The sequence below is a fragment of the Agrobacterium sp. SUL3 genome (assembly GCF_001263295.1).
GTDB lineage: Bacteria > Pseudomonadota > Alphaproteobacteria > Rhizobiales > Rhizobiaceae > Agrobacterium > Agrobacterium tomkonis.
This window is the reverse complement of record NZ_KQ414499.1, coordinates 546,745-561,693: the sequence shown is the minus strand read 5'-3', so window position 1 is coordinate 561,693 and position 14,949 is coordinate 546,745. Positions and strand designations below refer to the sequence as shown.

Below are 14,949 nucleotides of genomic sequence, written 5' to 3'. Positions count from 1 at the left end.
ATCCAGCCGCGGCGACGTTGGGAAGAGGCTCACGACAAAGCGAACAAATTTACTCCACTTATTGATTGCGCGGCTCATAAGCATGTGCAAATAACTCAAGTTAAATGGTGCGGGCAAAGCCGCGCCCGCCCGTATTTGGTCGTGTTTCAGGATAACGCCATGTTGAATTTTCGCCTTCGCCCGCTTGTTCTCGCCGCACTCGTGCCCGCCGCAATCGCCTTTGCCGCGCCGGCTGCCATGGCTTCGGACAAGGGTAATCCGGAGGCGAAACGTATTGTCGCGGTTGGCGGAACGGTGACGGAAATCCTCTATGCGCTGGGTGCGCAGGATCGCATCGTGGCGCGCGACAGCACCAGCAGCTATCCGGCGGATGCGCTTTCCAAGCCTGACATCGGTTATATGCGGGCGCTGTCGTCGGAAGGTATTCTGTCGCAGAAACCGGATCTCATCCTCTCCGAAGACGGCTCCGGCCCGGCGGATGTCGTCGCTATTCTCAAGGCCAGTGCGGTGCCTTTCGTCACGGTCGATACGCCGCCAAGCGGCGATGCGATACCGAAGAAGATCGAGGATGTCGGCGCGGCCGTGGGGCTTTCCGACAAGGCGAAGGCGCTGGCGGCGGACACCAGGGCCGGACTGGATGCGCTTGCCAAGGATGTTTCGACTGTCCCTGAAAAGAACAGGAAGCGCGTTCTTTTCGTGCTCTCCAGCGCCGGCGGCCGCGTCATGGCGGCGGGCAAGGATACGGAAGCCGCGGCGATCATCGAAATGGCCGGCGGCATTAATGCCGCTCAGGAAATCAGTGGTTACAAGCCGCTGACGGATGAGGCGGTCATTGCCGCCGCACCCGATGTCGTGCTGACGATGGCGCGCGGTGACCATGCCGGCAAGGCGGCCGAGATTTTTGCGCTGCCCGCCTTCCAGTCCACGCCGGCCGCGGCTGAAAAGGCGCTGATCAGCATGGACGGGCTTTATCTCATCGGTTTTGGCCCGCGCACGCCGGCCGCCGGCCGTGAGCTGGCAGCGAAGCTTTACCCGGAGGCGGTGAAGCCGTGAGCCTTGCTGCCTTGAGTTCCGCTGAGGGCAGGGTTGCCGGCGACAGATCCCGGCAGGGGGTCGTCACGCTTGCCGTGCTTGTCGGCATCCTGCTGTTTGCCTGTGGCGTATCGCTGGTCAGCGGACCGACGGGCGTCGGCATCTCCGAACTCTGGGCTTATCTCACCGGCGGCGCGGCCGAGCTCGACGCCCGTGATAAAATCATTCTCGAGGCGGTGCGCCTGCCACGCACGGCGCTCGGCATGTTGATCGGCGCGGGGCTTGGTGTCTCCGGCGCGATGATGCAGGGGCTGTTCCGCAATCCGCTGGCGGACCCCGGCATTGTCGGTGTCACCTCGGGGGCAGCGCTGTTTGCGGTTGCCGCCATTTCGTTGGGTGAAGGCGCGCTTGCCACGGTTGCGGTGTTTTTCGGCCCGCATTTCCTGCCGCTGATGGCGTTTTTCGGCGGGCTCCTGAACACTTGGGTGCTTTATCTGATCGCGACAAAGGATGGCGCCACCTCCACCACCACGCTCATTCTGGCCGGTATTGCGGTTGCGGCAATCAGCGGTGCGCTGACCGGCCTGATGATCTTCGTCGCCGACGACCGGGCGCTGCGTGACATCACCTTCTGGTCGCTCGGCTCGCTCGGCGGGGCAACACCCGCCAAGGTGCTCGCCACCTTGCCGTTCATCATCATCGTGCTTGCTATCATCCCCTTCGTCGCCCGCGGGCTGGATGCGCTGATTCTGGGCGATGCCGCCGCCTTCCACATGGGCATTCCGGTGCAGCGGCTGAAGCGGATCGTCATCCTGGCCGTTGCCGCCGCCTGCGGGGCGAGCGTGGCGGCGGCCGGTTCCATCGGTTTCGTCGGCATCGTCGTGCCGCATCTTCTGCGCCTCGCCATCGGTCCGTCGCACCGTTTCCTGCTGCCGGCATCGGCACTAGGCGGCGCCGCATTGCTGCTTTTGGCCGACAGTTTCGCCCGCACGGTGGCGGCGCCGGCGGAACTGCCCATCGGCGTGGTCACGGCGCTGATCGGAGCGCCGGTCTTCCTGTTCCTGCTGCTGGGCCGCGGCGGTTTTTCCATGCGGAACGCATCATGATCCGGGCCGAAAACATCACCCTCATCCGCTCCGGTCGCCGCCTGCTGGACGATGTCAGCGTCGATCTGCAGCCGGGCAAGGTCAATGTCATCATCGGCCCGAACGGTGCGGGTAAATCCACGCTGATGAAGGTTCTGTGTGGCGAGTTGCATCCGGAACATGGTTCGGTGACCTATAACGATATCGCCCTGCCGCTGTTCAAGCCGGTCCAGCTTGCCCGCCTGCGGGCCGTGCTGCCGCAGAATACCCAGCTTGCCTTTCCCTTTACCGCGCTTGAAATCGTCCGCATGGGGGCGGTGGCGCAGGGATCGCGCGCGCCGGAAGAACAGGCCCGCCGGGCGCTTGCCAAGGCCGGCTTGCGGGGGTTCGAGCAGCGCTCCTACAACATGCTGTCGGGCGGCGAGCAGCAGCGCGTGCAATTTGCCCGGGCGCTGGCGCAGGTGCCCTTTCCGGTGGAAAATGGTGAGGTACGGGCGCTATTTCTTGATGAACCGACGGCTAGTCTCGATATCGGCCACCAGATCGCGGTCCTGGAAACCGCGCGCGATTTTGCGGCTGGTGGCGGTCTCGTGCTCGCCATCCTGCATGATCTCAACCTTGCGGCGGAATTTGCCGATCAACTTATCGTCATGCATGGCGGCCGGGTGACGGCGAGCGGGCCATCGCTGGAAACCATCAGCGACGAGACGATCGCGCGGGTTTACGGCATTGGCGGCGTTGTCGGCCGGTTGCCGGCGCGGCATATTCCTTATGTGCTGCCGCAGTCGCGGCATCGCTAGGGCCTTTCCAAGGAAAAGTGGAAGCCGGTTTTCCGTCCGGAAATGCGGCAAAGCTCGAAAGTCTGAAATTCAGCTTTCCGGGCGGGTGGCGATGAACAGCGCCGAACCGAGCATGACGGCGGCAACAATTGCGGCGCGCATAAGCGGCGGGTCGCTGAGGAACCAGAAGGCAGCGTAACTCACCGTCATGGCCGACAAGGCTGCGATCTTGGCCTTGCGGGCGATTGCGCCACGTTCGCGCCAACGCCGAAGCGAAGGGCCGAATCTGGGGTGGCTGAGAAGCCATGCCTCGAGCCTGGGCGAAGAGCGGGAGAAGCACCAGAGCGCCAGAAGAAGAAACGGCGTGGTGGGCAAAACGGGAAGAAACGCGCCGACAATGCCGGTCGCGACCATAAGCCAGCCAAGACAGAGGTATAGAAGGCGCATGGCTATGCCGGTATCATGACTTATCTACTCATGATAGAGCGGCTGCGAGAAAACCGCGAGCCTTGTTGCCGCAGGCCCTAGCCACACCGGAAAAACCGGCGGTTTTTGCCATCACATTTGGCGTGATCGGACCGTTACTTCCTGTCGCAGGTCGCGTTTAGGGTTGAAAGCGCGACGCTCAGTCTTTATCCCCTTGGGCCGCGATGTCCGGAGCATAACCGGACCACCAAGGGTTAAGAAGAAGGAAACACCATGGCCAAGCTGATCCACTCGATGGTCCGGGTGCTGGACGAAAAGCGTTCGGTGGAATTTTACACGCAGGCTTTCGGGCTTGAGGTTGCGGAACGCGCCGAGTTCGAGAATTTTACGCTGATCTATCTCAGCAATGCCGAGGGCAATTTCGAGCTGGAGCTGACCGTCAATCGGGGTCGCGAAGTGCCCTATGCGCTGGGTGACGGCTATGGTCACCTTGCCGTCAGCGTTGCCGATGTGGATGCCGAACACCAGCGCTTCACCGAGATCGGGCTTTCGCCCGGCAAGATCATCGAAGCCGATTATAAGGGCCAGCCTTTCGCGAAATACTTTTTCATCTGCGATCCTGATGGCTACAAGATCGAAGTACTGCAGCGCGGCAACCGGTTCAAATAGGGTAGAGGCACATCATGGCAGAGGCAGGCGTCAAACTCGAGGATAGCTGGAAACGCGTTCTTTCCACCGAATTCGCCAGCCCCTACATGCTGAAGCTGAAAGACTTCCTGCTTGCCGAAAAAACAGCCGGCAAGCGCATCTTTCCCAAGGGTGCCGAATATTTCCGGGCGCTGGATCTCACACCGCTGGATGAAGTCAAGGTCGTCATTCTGGGACAGGACCCCTATCATGGGCTTGGCCAGGCGCACGGTCTGTGTTTTTCAGTCCAGCCCGGCGTGCGCATTCCGCCTTCGCTCGTCAATATCTACAAGGAATTGCAGGCCGATCTCGGCATCCGCCCGGTCGGTCACGGTTTTCTTGAGAGCTGGGCGAAACAGGGCGTGCTTTTGCTCAACAGCGTGCTGACGGTGGAGGAATCCCGCGCGGCCTCACATCAGGGGCAGGGCTGGGAGAAGTTCACCGATGCCGTCATCCGCGCCGTCAATGACGAATGCGATCACGTGGTGTTTCTGCTCTGGGGCTCCTACGCCCAGAAAAAGGCGGCCTTTGTGGATCAGCGCAAGCATCTGGTGCTGCGCTCGCCGCATCCTTCGCCGCTTTCGGCCCATAACGGCTTTTTCGGCAATGGGCATTTTTCCAAGGCCAACGCCTTTCTCGTCTCCCACGGCCGTCAGCCGATCGACTGGCAATTGCCGGAAACGGCGGGAAGCGACAAAAACCTTCTTTAGATACTCATAAATACCTTTGCGCTTTGCGGCTGCCGGGATTAAAGATAACCGGACTATAAAGTGAAGGATTATGCCCGTGTCTCTCCTGTCTGCAGAAACCTCCGTCTCGCTGCCCGATCCGCTGTCGATCGTCGATGCTTTCGAGGATCATTTTTCCGAGCATATGGAGATGGAGCGTGAGGGGCCGACGGTGCGCTTCAAGACCGAATATGGCCATGGCAGCTTCAGCGCCGAAGGCGGCCGTTTTGCCGCGCGGGTGAACTGCATTTCCGAACATATCCTGATGTCGGTTAAGGCCATGGTGGCCGAGCATATTGTCGAGTTTTCCGGCGAGACGGGGCTGGATTTCCGCTGGAGCGGCCATGGGGCCTACCAGCGGGAATTGCCCAATCTCTTCATCGGCAAGGTTGCCCGCGCCTATAACCTCACGCCGCATATGCGCCGGCTTGTGGTATCGGTCGAAAGCGGCATCGAAAGACTTGTGACCGGCGGCATGCATGTCCGCCTGCTGCTGGTGCCGGATCAGGCCCGTGCGCCGGTCTGGCCCTACCTGGCACCCACCGGCGCCATCGTCTGGCCTGCCGGCGACGATCTTTTGATGCGGCGCGTTTATACCATCCGTTCCGGCGATATTGGTCGCGGCGAGGTGGATATCGATTTCGTCATGCATGAGGGTGACGATATGCCGGGCGCGACCTTCGGTGCGACGGCAAAGCCGGGTGATGTTCTCGGCATCATCGGCCCAAGCGGCACCTGCCCGGAGGCGGAGCGTTACGTCTTTGCCGGTGACGAAACGGCGCTGCCGGTGATGCTGCGCATGGCAGCCGAAATGCCTGTGGGCAAGAAGCTCAGCGTCTACGCTGAAATTGACGACGAGGCTGAGCGGCAGGAGATTGTCTGCGCGGCCGATGTCGAATGGACATGGCTTTATCGTCGCGGCAAGCCTGCCGGCACCTCCGGCCTCATCGAAAAGGCGCTGCGCGACCACGCCTGGAGTGCGGACCACGAAGGCCTGCATGTCTTTGTCGCCTGCGAAAAATCCGAGGCGAGGGCGGCAAAATCCTTCCTGACCGATGAAATAGCCTTCCCCAAGGCGTCGCTGCGGGCTGTCGGTTACTGGGCCATGGGCGCTGCCGACGACCATTGAGGTCTGCGGCATGGCGGATTCGGCTGAACAGTGAGTTTTATCGTTCACCAATCGGGAACAATCCGTTCCCGTTGTCCGGTCTATGCCTTCTGCGCCTCTTACCCCATCTTTACGCCATGAACAGGGCGGGCCCGATTGCGAGGCCTGCCAGGCGAAAAGGGTTTATCATGCTCAACCAGATCAAGGGCCTGCACCACGTCACGTCGATGGCGGCCAGTGCGCGCCAGAATAACGGCTTTTTCACCGATACGCTCGGCCTGCGCCGGGTAAAAAAGACCGTCAATTTCGACGCGCCTGACGTCTATCACCTCTATTATGGCGATGAGGTCGGCACGCCCGGCTCCGTCATGACCTATTTCCCGTTCCCGCATATTGCCCAGGGCCGTCCCGGCACCGGTGAAGTGGGCACGACGCTGTTTTCCGTTCCCGAGGGATCGCTCGGCTACTGGCAGGAGCGGCTTTCAAAGGCCGGTGTTGACGGCCTGAAGGCTGACGAGGCCTTCGGCAACAAGCGCCTGCATTTTGCCGGACCTGACGGAGACGGTTTCGCGCTGGTCGAGGTCAGGGATGACAATCGCGCTCAGTGGACCGGCAATGGTGTCGGCGAAGATCAGGCGATCCATGGTTTTCAGGGCGCCAGCTTGCGTCTTCGCGATGAAGGGGCAACTGCCGAGCTGTTGAAATTCATGGGCTATCAGGAAGTGGATCGTCAGGATGGCGTGCTGCGCCTCGGTATTCCCGGCGGCAATGGTGCCGACTTCATCGACATCGAAACCATGCCGAATATCTCCGGCGCGCGGCTGGGTGCGGGGTCCGTGCACCACATCGCCTTTGCGGTCGAAAACCGCGCCAAGCAGCTGGAAGTACGCCAGGCGCTGATGGATACGGGCTATCAGGTCACTCCCGTCATCGACCGCGATTATTTCTGGGCGATCTATTTCCGCACGCCCGGCGGCGTGCTGTTTGAGGTGGCCACCAACGAACCCGGTTTCGACCGCGACGAGGATACCGCCCATCTCGGCGAGGCGCTGAAGCTGCCAAGCCAGCATGCGCATCTGCGCTCCGCGCTGGAAAAGCAGCTGGAACCGCTTGGGGACGAGAAGGCGGTTTAATCCGCTCTTACTTAGCCCTCCATTGCGTTTTGGCAGGACGTTGCCTCGTCTTTCTTCTCCCCGTTGGGGGAGAAGGTGGCCCGAAGGGTCGGATGACGGGGCAACGTTGCCGTATCTCACGACCCTTGCCCCCTCATCCCGCTGCCGCGACCTTCTCCCCGGCGGGGAGAAGAAGCAGGCGGCAAGCCGCAAGCCGCTCGTTCCACATGAGAATGCTCCGTTTGGCCGCCGAAGCTGTGCGGAAGCTGTTGAACCTTCTCTTTCCAGAAAGGATTATCTGATGAACAAGGACACCTATTTCCACAAATCCCGCGCCGGTGCCGCCGGTGCTCCGCTTTTCGTCGTGCTGCATGGCACGGGTGGCGATGAGAACCAGTTCTTCGACTTTGGCTCCCGTCTTTTGCCGCAGGCCACCATTCTCTCACCCGCCGGCGATGTTTCCGAACATGGTGCAGCGCGCTTCTTCCGGCGCACGGGCGAGGGCGTTTACGACATGGCCGACCTTGCCCGGGCAACCGACAAGCTGGCGGATTTCGTCAAGGCAAACCGCGAACATTACCAGTCCGGCCCAATCATCGGTCTCGGCTTTTCCAACGGCGCGAATATTCTCGCCAATGTGCTGATCGAACAGCCCGAGCTTTTTGATGCCGCAGTGCTGATGCATCCGCTGATCCCGTTCGAGCCGAAAATTTCCCCGGCAAAACCCACGCGCCGGGTGTTGATCACGGCGGGAGAGCGCGATCCGATCTGCCCGGTGCCGCTGACGACAGCGCTGGAACAGAGCCTTCAGGCGCAGGGTGGAACCGTGGAGACGGTATGGCATCCGGGCGGGCATGAAATTCGCTCGAACGAAATCGATGCCGTGCGGGAATTTCTCTCGATTTACGGGGAGTGATGCTGTCTTCCGTCATGCCGGCCTTGAGCCGGCATCCAGCCACGGCGCGTCTGCGCCGTGGAAAGAGTCTTTCGCGATCAAGGACTTGATCGCACTGGACCCCGGATCAAGTCCGGGGTGACGGAGGAAGGATTTGCTGCTCCGTCATATAATCCCAACGGAGCTAGTCCCGCCGAGCCTCAGCGATATCCACATTGCTGCAGCTGCGCCTCGTAACGCAGCGCCATGTTGGCGGAGCGGCGGGCGGCCTTCTGGACGGCGGAATTGTTGCGCCAGCTGCCCTTGGCATAACCGGCATGGCCGGAATAATAGGCGAGGTAGAGATTGTAGGGATCGTTCAGCGAAATGCCGTTTTCCCGGCGGCTCTTGGCGTGATACCAGCCGACGAAGTGGATGGCATCGGTGAAATCCGTGCGGCTTGCTCCCCGGCGGCCGGTTTCGCGCTGGTAAACACTCCAGGTGCCATCCAGCGCCTGGGCGTAACCATAAGCGCTGGACTGGCGCGTCCAGGGAATGAAGCCCAACAGCTTGGTGCGCGGCGGCCGTGCATAGGGACGGAAGGCGGATTCGGTGTAGATCGTCGCCATCATGACAGGCACGGGCACGCCGAACTCCCGTTCGGCCGCTTTCGCATCACGTCGCCAGTTGTTGAAAATGCCGTTCCGCTGTTCGAAAATCGCACAGGCATTGGTGACCTGTGACGGTGCGGTGGCGCAGCCGGCCAGAACGAGCATCAGAAAAACTACGGCAAATACGCCACGCATAACGGAACCCTTTCGTTCCGCTATTCTTAAATTGCTAACCATTAACGTCGGGTTTTAAGACAAGGTTAATTCAAATGCCGTCGATCAAGGGCCTGTTAACCCGCTGAAAATTCCTGTGGCCGGGATGGGGCGAAAACGTGCGTTGCGCTTCTGCCGCGCGCCTTTTTTCGGGATACATTTATCCCCGCGCGTCCACGGGTCCGGCCGGCCCGCTATAATCTCCTCATCCCGGTCATTGAGCGTGCGCGCGGCGCAAGGTGGACGGGGCAGGCGGCCGAACCGGGGAATTTCCCGATGTCACGGTTAAGGCAGCCGGCATATGTCCATCCGCCAAACAGGAACCCGTTTGGCGGGCGGCGTATATGTTGAGACCGGGGCCGCATCGCCTGCAAACCCTCAACCATCCTTTCAACACCCCGCAGCGATGCGGCCCATTTATCGCCTCTCAACACTGCTTCCGAATTGGGGCGGTGATATCGGCGCATATTTGAATAAAAAGCGGTCGTTGTACAAAAATGAAAACCGATAAAATTGTAGCAATCGGCTTAAAGCGCTCGAAAACAGTCGTGTGCCATTGTGGGATCACAGACGGAGAGCGCCTTTGAAAAGAGACGTTCCCACAAAACAGAAATCGAGACCGGCACAAGCCGGCGGATCGCCAAACGGGGTATGAAATGTTGAAGAAGATTATTGCTGCTGCCATCTGCGGAATTGTCGTTGCTTCCATGTCCACCCACGCCGATGCGGCGGGTGCTGCCGGTTTTGCCCGTGGTTTTGCCGCTGTTGAAAAGAGCGCGGTAACTGAGATCGGTGTTTCGGCGCCGGGCGGTTTTGATGGCTGTGTTCTTTCCGCCGGCCAATGTGTTTCGACGATTGCCGCGCCGCTTAACGGCGAGCGTCGTGAGGAACTGTTGCGCGTCAACCGCGATGTAAACGCCACCATGGGTGCGCTCGATGATTATTTTTCCGGCTTCGCAACCGATGTGCCCTCAACACCTTCGTTAAGCCTTGGCGATTGTGGTGATTGCGCCGCCATCAAGCGCACGGCGCTGGCCGGTGCCGGCTGGTCTTCGAGCGCGCTGCGCCTCGCCTTTTCGCTGAACAATGACGGATCGCTCGAAAAAGTGCTGATCGTTACCACCGACAAGGGCGATATCGTTCTCGGCAATGCCGTCTTTTCTCCGGCGGAGCGCGAAACCGCGCTTTAAGCCCATCTCTTCATGCCTGCCAGACTACGCCGGTTTCTCCTGATCCTATCTGGATCAGGAAGCCGGCGATTTTTTTCGTTCCGCGACGGCAATGCCGGCGAGCGCCATGACGAGTGCCGCAATCTGGTAGGTGTGCAGGGTTTCGCTGAGCACCACGACGGAAAGAAGCGTGCCGAAGACGGGTACGAGGTTGATGAAGAGGCCGGCGCGGTTGGCGCCGATCTGCTCCACGCCCTTGATGTACAGGATCTGCGCGATGAGGGACGCAAAAATGGCGGCATAGACCACCAGCACCCAGCCCTTCTGATCTGGCCAGACAACGCTGTTTCGCGACATTTCCCAGAAGACCAGCGGCACCGAGGTGAGGAGGGCGAAGAAGGCGGGAATGGCCATCAGGGTGCGCCAGTCGACCGCCGGTTTCCAGCGCAGGATGACGGTGTAGATGGCATAGACCAGCACGGCGAGCAGCATGACGGCATCGCCGACATTCATTTCCAGCTGCAGCAGCGAGACCGGATCGCCATGCGAGGCGAGCAGCGCCACGCCTGATATGGTGAGACAGAAGCCGACGATCTGGCCGAACAGCACGCGGGTGCGGAACAGGATGAAGTTCAGGACGAAGATGACCATGGGAATGCCGGCCTGAATAACGGCGGCATTGATGGCGGAGGTGTGCTGCAGGGCCGTGTAGAGAAACACGTTGAAGGCGGTGTAACCGACGCTGCCGAGCACGAAGAAATACGGCAGGCGCTTTTTCACCACCGGCCAGTCCTTGATGAGCTGCGGTACGGAAATGGCGAAGATGATGGCGACGGCGAAGACCCAGCGCAGGAAGGTGAAGGCCATGGGGCTGATGTGGCCGACGGCCAGCTTGCCGGCAACGGTGTTGCCGCCCCAGCAGAGCGTGGCGATGATGAGGGCGATATAGGCTTTGGAGGGCACGCTGATGTTTCGCTTCTTCACGGGGCGGGAAAACGGCAAAGGGGTGAATGGCGGTCTTGCGCCCGCGCTTGGCCCCCACGGGGCGAGATAATGCGGGAAATCCACGCCTTGTCACGGAAAAAGCAAAATTCTCCATAAGAAACAGGGTCGCTTTCCGTAAAACAACACAGTATACATTCGCGGGTTTGGGTTTCCCATCGGGTTATCGGGCGCGCAAGCGCCATGAGCAGGAAAGCAAGAAATGACGAATGTTGTGGTGGTCGGCTCGCAGTGGGGCGACGAAGGCAAAGGCAAGATTGTCGACTGGCTGTCCGAGCGGGCAGATGTCGTCGTGCGGTATCAGGGCGGCCATAATGCCGGCCATACGCTTGTCATCGATGGCATCAGCTACAAGCTTTCGCTTCTGCCGTCCGGCGTCGTGCGTCCCGGCAAGCTCGCCGTCATCGGCAATGGCGTCGTGGTGGATCCGCATGCGCTGATCGCCGAAATCGGCCGTCTGGAAGCGCAGGGCGTCAAGGTTACCCCGGAAAACCTGCGTATCGCCGACAATGCCACCCTTATTCTTTCGCTGCACCGCGAGCTGGACGGCATGCGCGAAGACGCCGCCTCCAACAGCGGCACGAAGATCGGCACCACCCGTCGCGGCATCGGCCCGGCTTACGAAGACAAGGTTGGTCGCCGCGCCATCCGCGTCATGGATCTGGCCGATATGGAGGCGCTTTCCGCCAAGGTCGACCGTATCCTCACGCATCACAACGCGCTTCGCCGCGGTTTCGGCGCGACCGAAGTTTCGCACGAGACGATCATGGAAGAGCTGGGCTCGATTGCCGAGCGCATCCTGCCGTTCAGCGAAACCGTGTGGCTGCTGCTCGACAAGAAGCGCCGCGCCGGTGCGCGCATCCTGTTTGAGGGCGCTCAAGGCTCGCTGCTCGATATCGATCACGGCACATACCCCTATGTGACCTCTTCCAACACGGTTGCCGGCCAGGCCGCCGCCGGTTCGGGCATGGGTCCGGGTTCGCTGGGGTACATTCTCGGCATCACCAAGGCTTACACCACGCGCGTCGGCGAAGGTCCGTTCCCGACCGAGCTGAATGATGAGATCGGCCAGTTCCTGGGCGAAAAGGGCCATGAATTCGGCACCGTCACCGGCCGCAAGCGCCGTTGCGGCTGGTTCGATGCCGCGCTGGTGCGCCAGTCGGTCGCCACCAATGGTATTACCGGCATCGCGCTCACCAAGCTTGACGTGCTTGACGGTCTCGACGAGCTGAAAATCTGCGTCGGCTACAAGCTTGACGGGCAGGAAATCGACCATCTTCCGGCCAGCCAGGGCGCACAGGCGCGCGTCGAGCCGATCTACATCACGCTGGAAGGCTGGAAGGAATCTACCGTCGGTGCCCGAAAATGGGCGGATTTGCCTGCTCAGGCAATCAAATATGTCCGTCAGGTCGAGGAATTGATCGGGGCGCCTGTCGCGCTTCTGTCGACAAGTCCGGAGCGTGACGACACCATACTTGTGACTGATCCGTTTGAGGATTAATGTCCTCGGCGATCTAGATTCATAAACCATATCGGGCCGGTACGTCGCCGGTCACGACGAGAAAGTGCTTATGGCGGATTTTGTAGCAGTCATTCGCAAGGCCGTGGATGGCTTGGCGAACAATACTCCCGAAAACCGGGCGAAGGTTTACGACAAGGCGCGCAGTGCGGTTGTGCGCCAACTCGAGAATATGAAGCCACGTCCGCCGGAAGAATTGTTGCGCCGGCAGATCGCCAAGCTGGACGCCGCAATCGCCGAGGTGGACAGCGAATATGCCGAGGCGCTTCCGGCGCTGGAGGAGGATGAAGAATTCTCCTCCGCTGCCGAAGAGGCCGCAGCACCTTACCATCAGCACGATATCGATGAGGATCGCGCGGCCCATGCCGCCGAGCCTGTCGAGGCGGAAGAACCCGCCTCGACCGAGGCCGCACAGCCAGAGCCGGCTTATGAAGAACCCGCCGTCGAGGAAGAGCCTCGCCACGAAGCGCCGGTTTCCGCCGCCGCCGAGCAGGATGAGCAGGTTTACGAGGAACAGCGTGAAGAAGAACGCGAGCCGGAAGAGCTCTATGAAGCGCCCGCTCCGATAACGCCTGCTGTTTCCGATGAAACGCACGGAACCTATTTCACCCGTGCGGAGGAAGAGCCGGCCTATCGCGCGGCTGACGAGCACGATCGCGAATTCGAAACCGCGCCGCGCGAAGATGATACGTCCGTTCCCGCCCATTGGGCAAAGCCGGTGAATGAGGACGACTGGCGCAAGCTTGAAGAAACGCAGGCCGACGATGCGCCCGCCGCTGACGACTATGCCGACGTGCGTGCCGAGACGGACGAGCGCCCGCTGGTTGCCGGTTATGCCGCGCAGCATTATCAGGACCCGGCGGTGAATTTCGAGCCGGAAAAGCGCGATGCGGATGACCGCTTCGGCCATGCGGCGGTGGATCACGATCCGGTCTTCGGCCGGCAGGATGAATTTTCCGAACCGCGCCAGACGGACGATACGACGCCGAAAAAGTCGGCCGTTGTTGAGGATTTCTCGTCCTATTTCCAGGACACCGAGATCGCCATTCCGGCCAAGGACGCGCCGGCTTTGCCGCGCGCCGACAATGATCCCTTCGGCGATCAGACACCGGCCAAGGACAACAAGGAACGCACCCCCTGGGACGATCTGGACGAGCTGATCGGTTATGACGGCGCGTCTTCTTCCAGCCGGGCAACTGCGGACGACACACCCGCCGTGGGCGCAGGTGCCGCGACGCCCGCCTACATGGTCAAGAAGAAGCCGCGCCGCAACTATGCGTCGCTGGTGCTTGCCCTTGTCGGAGCCGGGCTTCTGGCAGGTGGCGGTTATGCGCTGTGGATGAACCGCGACGCCCTGAACGACATGGTCGGCGGGCTGGTGCAATCGGCACAGAATGGTGGCCAGACCCAGACGCCTCCGGCCACTACTCCGACAGGTGAGGCGCAGACATCGACGCCGCCTGCAACCCAGCAGCCGCCCGCCACCGGGCAGCAGCCGGCAAACCACCAGACGCCGACGCATGGCGACGATGGTTCCGTGACCGGCACGAAGTTTACCCAGCGGCTTCTGGCCGACGGGACCGAGCGTGACGAGGGACCTGCGCCGGGCGCGAACGGCCAGCCGGTTACGGCAGAAGGCCAGTCGGTTTACGAGCAGAACGTCGCGCCGCCGCCTGCGGGTGAGGCTCCGGCCAATACTGCCGGCGCGCCCGCAGGAACGCCCAATGGAACACCTGCCGGCACGCCGCCGGCCCAGCAGCCTGCCGCTGCCGCCACCGGCGATCGCATGTTCCTTTACGAGGAAGTGCTGGGCCAGACCGTTCCAACGGCCATTCAGGGCAGCGTTTCGTGGTCGCTGCAGCAGGAAAATGATGCGGAAGGCAAGCCATCGCCCACCGTTCAGGGCCAGATCACGGTTCCCGGCCGCGGCTTGAGTGCGCTCATTACTTTCAAGCGCAACACCGATCCGTCGCTGCCGGCCAGCCACCTGATCGAGATCGTCTTCTCGGTTTCGCCCGGTTTCGAGGGCGGCGCGATCGACAGCGTCCAGCGTATCGCGATGAAGAGCACGGAGCAGGATCGCGGCAATGCCCTGATCGCGGTTCCGGCCAAGATCACCGACGATTTCCACATGATCGCGCTTAACGACTTCCCGGATGCGATGAAGACCAATCTGGAGCTGCTGAAGAGCCGCAACTGGATCGACATCCCGGTCTCCTATCGCAACGGTCGCCGCGCGCTTCTGACCCTGCAAAAGGGCAATGACGGCATCGCCGCCTTCGATAAGGCGCTCAGCGAATGGGCGGCGGCGGCACCTGCTGCCGGCGGTCAGTGATGATTTTGGGGGCTTGCCGAGAGCTTGCCCCCTCATCGCCTCGCTACGCTCCGGCACTTCTCCCCGGCGGGGAGAAGAATTTGCCGCGCCCGATTGCTCCCCAAGACATAGTCCCTGACATTTGATGCGGAATAAGACGCCGCCACGGTTTCTTCTCCCCGCCGGGGAGAAGTGCCGGAGCGCAAGCGAGGCGATGAGGGGGCAACGCCCACCGGTTCTCCGCAACCATGCGTCTGGCAAACAAAAAGCCCGCAGGTCTTGCGATCTGC

At 61.3% G+C, this 14,949-nt stretch carries 14 protein-coding genes; 11 read left to right on the top strand and 3 right to left on the bottom strand.

Annotated features, from left to right (window positions below):
• Positions 1-159 precede the first annotated feature (159 nt).
• Genes AKG12_RS06540 through AKG12_RS06530 form a run of 3 tightly spaced genes read left to right on the top strand, consistent with a single transcriptional unit; the run spans position 160 to position 2,917 of the window.
• A complete protein-coding gene (locus AKG12_RS06540; protein ID WP_052818369.1) occupies positions 160-1,053 on the top strand; it encodes a heme/hemin ABC transporter substrate-binding protein in 894 nt (297 codons plus the stop codon).
• On the top strand, positions 1,050-2,138 hold the full coding sequence (locus tag AKG12_RS06535; RefSeq protein ID WP_052818241.1) for a FecCD family ABC transporter permease: 1,089 nt from the start codon (positions 1,050-1,052) through the stop codon (positions 2,136-2,138). The genes AKG12_RS06540 and AKG12_RS06535 overlap by 4 nt, the downstream gene beginning before the upstream one ends.
• Positions 2,135-2,917 (top strand): heme ABC transporter ATP-binding protein, encoded by a 783-nt coding sequence (locus AKG12_RS06530; RefSeq protein WP_046801513.1) that lies wholly within the window; start codon positions 2,135-2,137, stop codon positions 2,915-2,917. The genes AKG12_RS06535 and AKG12_RS06530 overlap by 4 nt, the downstream gene beginning before the upstream one ends.
• 69 nt (positions 2,918-2,986) lie before the next feature.
• Here AKG12_RS06530 and AKG12_RS06525 read toward each other — a convergent pair whose 3' ends face one another.
• On the bottom strand, positions 2,987-3,343 hold the full coding sequence (locus AKG12_RS06525; protein WP_046801512.1) for a YbaN family protein: 357 nt from the start codon (positions 3,341-3,343) through the stop codon (positions 2,987-2,989).
• A gap of 252 nt (positions 3,344-3,595) precedes the next feature.
• Here AKG12_RS06525 and AKG12_RS06520 point away from each other — a divergent pair, with 252 nt between their 5' ends.
• The 5 genes from AKG12_RS06520 (at position 3,596) to AKG12_RS06500 (ending at position 7,873) form a co-directional block, all read left to right on the top strand.
• The gene (locus AKG12_RS06520; protein ID WP_052818240.1) at positions 3,596-3,991 is read left to right on the top strand and encodes a VOC family protein; all 396 of its coding nucleotides are present in this window, start codon (positions 3,596-3,598) and stop codon (positions 3,989-3,991) included.
• Positions 3,992-4,005: 14 nt separating this feature from the next.
• Complete coding sequence (gene ung / locus AKG12_RS06515; RefSeq protein WP_046801510.1) at positions 4,006-4,719, top strand: uracil-DNA glycosylase; 714 nt, start codon at positions 4,006-4,008, stop codon at positions 4,717-4,719.
• Between the two features lie 70 nt (positions 4,720-4,789).
• Positions 4,790-5,866, top strand: a complete 1,077-nt coding sequence (locus AKG12_RS06510) for a siderophore-interacting protein (protein WP_052818239.1) — start codon at positions 4,790-4,792, stop codon at positions 5,864-5,866.
• A 167-nt stretch (positions 5,867-6,033) separates the two neighbouring features.
• Positions 6,034-6,978 (top strand): VOC family protein, encoded by a 945-nt coding sequence (locus AKG12_RS06505; RefSeq protein WP_046801508.1) that lies wholly within the window; start codon positions 6,034-6,036, stop codon positions 6,976-6,978.
• A 280-nt stretch (positions 6,979-7,258) separates the two neighbouring features.
• A complete protein-coding gene (locus tag AKG12_RS06500; protein WP_052818368.1) occupies positions 7,259-7,873 on the top strand; it encodes an alpha/beta hydrolase in 615 nt (204 codons plus the stop codon).
• A 179-nt stretch (positions 7,874-8,052) separates the two neighbouring features.
• Here AKG12_RS06500 and AKG12_RS06495 read toward each other — a convergent pair whose 3' ends face one another.
• Positions 8,053-8,637, bottom strand: coding sequence for a transglycosylase SLT domain-containing protein (locus AKG12_RS06495; RefSeq protein WP_046801507.1), 585 nt, complete (start codon positions 8,635-8,637; stop codon positions 8,053-8,055).
• 674 nt (positions 8,638-9,311) lie between these two features.
• On the opposite strand from AKG12_RS06495, the gene AKG12_RS06490 reads away from it, so the two are divergent.
• Positions 9,312-9,845, top strand: a complete 534-nt coding sequence (locus AKG12_RS06490; protein ID WP_052818238.1) for a transglutaminase-like cysteine peptidase — start codon at positions 9,312-9,314, stop codon at positions 9,843-9,845.
• Positions 9,846-9,899: 54 nt separating this feature from the next.
• Here AKG12_RS06490 and AKG12_RS06485 read toward each other — a convergent pair whose 3' ends face one another.
• Entirely contained in the window at positions 9,900-10,787 is an 888-nt protein-coding gene (locus AKG12_RS06485) for a DMT family transporter (protein ID WP_052818367.1), read from the bottom strand.
• A 241-nt stretch (positions 10,788-11,028) separates the two neighbouring features.
• Here AKG12_RS06485 and AKG12_RS06480 point away from each other — a divergent pair, with 241 nt between their 5' ends.
• Positions 11,029-12,327 (top strand): adenylosuccinate synthase, encoded by a 1,299-nt coding sequence (locus AKG12_RS06480; RefSeq protein WP_046801505.1) that lies wholly within the window; start codon positions 11,029-11,031, stop codon positions 12,325-12,327.
• Positions 12,328-12,397: 70 nt separating this feature from the next.
• The gene (locus AKG12_RS06475; protein WP_052818237.1) at positions 12,398-14,680 is read left to right on the top strand and encodes a hypothetical protein; all 2,283 of its coding nucleotides are present in this window, start codon (positions 12,398-12,400) and stop codon (positions 14,678-14,680) included.
• Positions 14,681-14,949: the final 269 nt, after the last annotated feature.

Coding starts and splice junctions, on each gene's coding strand:
- AKG12_RS06510 (WP_052818239.1), top strand. CDS start 4,790: ATGCCCGTGTCTCTCCTGTCTGCAGAAACCTCCGTCTCGCTGCCCGAT.
- AKG12_RS06530 (WP_046801513.1), top strand. CDS start 2,135: ATGATCCGGGCCGAAAACATCACCCTCATCCGCTCCGGTCGCCGCCTG.
- AKG12_RS06525 (WP_046801512.1), bottom strand. CDS start 3,343: ATGCGCCTTCTATACCTCTGTCTTGGCTGGCTTATGGTCGCGACCGGC.
- AKG12_RS06505 (WP_046801508.1), top strand. CDS start 6,034: ATGCTCAACCAGATCAAGGGCCTGCACCACGTCACGTCGATGGCGGCC.
- AKG12_RS06490 (WP_052818238.1), top strand. CDS start 9,312: ATGTTGAAGAAGATTATTGCTGCTGCCATCTGCGGAATTGTCGTTGCT.
- AKG12_RS06500 (WP_052818368.1), top strand. CDS start 7,259: ATGAACAAGGACACCTATTTCCACAAATCCCGCGCCGGTGCCGCCGGT.
- AKG12_RS06520 (WP_052818240.1), top strand. CDS start 3,596: ATGGCCAAGCTGATCCACTCGATGGTCCGGGTGCTGGACGAAAAGCGT.
- ung (WP_046801510.1), top strand. CDS start 4,006: ATGGCAGAGGCAGGCGTCAAACTCGAGGATAGCTGGAAACGCGTTCTT.
- AKG12_RS06495 (WP_046801507.1), bottom strand. CDS start 8,637: ATGCGTGGCGTATTTGCCGTAGTTTTTCTGATGCTCGTTCTGGCCGGC.
- AKG12_RS06480 (WP_046801505.1), top strand. CDS start 11,029: ATGACGAATGTTGTGGTGGTCGGCTCGCAGTGGGGCGACGAAGGCAAA.
- AKG12_RS06475 (WP_052818237.1), top strand. CDS start 12,398: ATGGCGGATTTTGTAGCAGTCATTCGCAAGGCCGTGGATGGCTTGGCG.
- AKG12_RS06540 (WP_052818369.1), top strand. CDS start 160: ATGTTGAATTTTCGCCTTCGCCCGCTTGTTCTCGCCGCACTCGTGCCC.